1 protein-coding gene is annotated in these 508 nt (G+C 59.8%); it reads left to right on the top strand.

Annotated elements, in window-relative coordinates:
* Positions 1–493: IS630 family transposase (locus IVA87_RS15380; protein WP_247334092.1), on the top strand; the 493-nt coding region annotated here is incomplete at its 5' end.
* Positions 494–508: the final 15 nt, after the last annotated feature.

Raw genomic sequence — 508 nt, 5'->3', positions numbered from 1 at the left:
CGAGACCTGGACCAGAACCGATATGGCACCTTTGCGGGGATGGGCGCCGCGCGGGCACAGACTTCCCGCCAAGGTTCCGCACGGCCGCTGGAAGACCATGACCTTCTTGGCGGCCCTGCGCCATGACCGGATCGATGCGCCATGGTTCATCGAGGGCCCGATCGACGGCGTGAGCTTTCGCACCTATGTCGAGAAGGTTCTTCTGCCCGTCCTTCGACCCGGCGACATCGTCGTCTTGGATAACCTCGGTAGCCACAGGAGCAAAGCAGTTCGCCAACTCATACGCTCGGTCGGCGCCAAACTCTTCTTCCTCCCAAAATACTCGCCCGACTTGAACCCGATCGAACAAGTCTTTGCCAAGCTCAAGCACCTGCTCCGCAAAGCTGCCGCGCGAACCGTCGACGCCGTCTGCGCCGCAATCGGCCGCGCACTCGATGCCTTCACCTCAGAGGAATGCGCCAATTACCTCAAAAATTCAGGCTATCGAACCTAATGCCATCACGCTTTA

This window comes from Bradyrhizobium sp. 147 (genome assembly GCF_023073935.1).
GTDB lineage: Bacteria > Pseudomonadota > Alphaproteobacteria > Rhizobiales > Xanthobacteraceae > Bradyrhizobium.
Note: the sequence above shows the minus strand (reverse complement) of the source record. Positions and strands in the feature narration are given on the sequence as shown.